A 1677-nucleotide genomic window follows, 5' to 3' on the forward strand; every position below is an offset into this window, starting at 1 on the left:
AAAATACAAATTCAGATTATTGGTAGATGATGCCCACGGATTCGGTACGCTTGGTAAAACAGGAGCCGGAGCTGGTGAAGAACAGGGATGTCAGGACCAAATTGATGTGTACTTCTCTACTTTCGCAAAATCGATGGCTGGTTTCGGAGCTTTTATCGCAGGAAACAAAGATATCATCAGATACTTAAAATTCAACTTACGTTCACAAATTTTCGCAAAATCTCTTACAATGCCTATGGTTTTGGGTGGATTGAAGCGTTTGGAACTGTTGAAAACAAGACCGGAAATCAAGGCTAAACTTTGGGAAAACGTCAACAAATTACAAAGCGGCCTTAAAGAAAGAGGTTTCGATTTAGGAAATTCCAATACTTGTGTTACGCCTGTAATGATGAAAGGAACTCCGGTTGAAGCTACGCTTTTGGTAAAAGATTTAAGAGAAAACTTCGGTATTTTTACTTCGGTTGTAGTGTACCCTGTAATTCCTAAAGGAATGATTTTGCTGAGATTAATTCCTACAGCTTCTCACACTGATGCAGAAATTAATGAAACATTGGATGCGTTTGATGCGATTCACGATAAATTGGTGAACGGACATTACGCAGCAGCTGCTGAAAAATTGTTGGAAGAACAGCATTTGTCTTTCAAACCTTTGTAAGAAAGAAAATTTCTAAATAAAGAAAACCCTTTCAGGTTCAAAACTCTGAAAGGGTTTTTTGTTTGCATTGTTATTCTGACGAAGGAAGAATCTCTTCAAATTAAAACAGATTGTTCATTGCGCTTCAATACATTTAGAATGACAAATTATCTTACAAATTCATAATAAATTTTTGGAATCATTTTTGAATTAAATACATCAGAAATTTTAAAATTTAACACAATTAAATTTAACTGTTGGAAATGCGTCATTATCCTTTCCGCAACATTCGGAGCAATGTGCAGTTTTGGAATGATATCATAAAAACAAAAAAATCCCGGAAATTGCTTTCCGGGATTTTCATTTATTCTAAACTAAAAAATTATTCGGCAAGGATAATTCCTTTGTTATTGTTGAATTCTACTACTCCACTTTTAACCGGGAAAGAAAATACACTGTCTGTTCCATTTTCTTTTGTGAAAAATTTAGCAAAGTTTTCGTCGATATTATTAGTAAAAACCTGAACTTTTCCACCAACCAAAGAAGCAACAATTGCCGCATGGTCTTTCATAATGTGAAAGTCTCCGTTTTTACCGGGAAGCAAAACTGAATTTACTTCGCCATCAAAAACTACTGTTTCCGGAGTTAAAATTTTTATATTCATCTTATTATTGACTTAAAGAGTAAAGAGAAAAGAAAAAAGAGAATCTTTACTCTTTTTTCTTTATTCTATGTTCTAATTATGCGTTTTCAGCAAGCATTTTTTCGCCGTGCTCAATTGCTTCTTCGATAGTTCCTTTCAAGTTGAAAGCTGCTTCCGGATATTGGTCAAGCTCACCATCAATAATCATGTTGAAACCTTTGATGGTATCTTTGATATCTACCAAAGCACCTTTAAGACCTGTAAACTGCTCTGCTACGTGGAAAGGCTGAGACAAGAATCTTTGTACTTTTCTTGCACGGTAAACAACCAATTTATCTTCTTCAGAAAGTTCTTCCATACCAAGGATTGCGATGATATCCTGAAGTGCTTTGTATCTTTG

Annotated in this window: 2 protein-coding genes and 1 pseudogene; 1 reads left to right on the top strand and 2 read right to left on the bottom strand. The window is 34.9% G+C overall.

Going from position 1 to position 1677, the window contains the following annotated elements; translation table 11 throughout:
* Positions 1–655, top strand: a 655-nt coding sequence (locus tag Q0252_RS07695) for an aminotransferase class I/II-fold pyridoxal phosphate-dependent enzyme (RefSeq protein ID WP_297985082.1), incomplete at its 5' end; no start/stop codon positions are given.
* A 361-nt stretch (positions 656–1016) separates the two neighbouring features.
* Here Q0252_RS07695 and Q0252_RS07700 read toward each other — a convergent pair.
* Both Q0252_RS07700 and Q0252_RS07705 read right to left on the bottom strand, forming a co-directional pair.
* On the bottom strand, positions 1017–1298 hold the full coding sequence (locus tag Q0252_RS07700) for a F0F1 ATP synthase subunit epsilon (protein WP_297985084.1): 282 nt from the start codon (positions 1296–1298) through the stop codon (positions 1017–1019).
* 76 nt (positions 1299–1374) lie between these two features.
* A pseudogene (locus Q0252_RS07705) lies at positions 1375–1677 on the bottom strand (F0F1 ATP synthase subunit beta); the annotation flags it as partial.

The organism is uncultured Chryseobacterium sp., from assembly GCF_936933875.1.
Classification (GTDB): Bacteria; Bacteroidota; Bacteroidia; order Flavobacteriales; family Weeksellaceae; genus CAKZIK01.

Coding starts and splice junctions, on each gene's coding strand:
- Q0252_RS07700 (WP_297985084.1), bottom strand. CDS start 1,298: ATGAATATAAAAATTTTAACTCCGGAAACAGTAGTTTTTGATGGCGAA.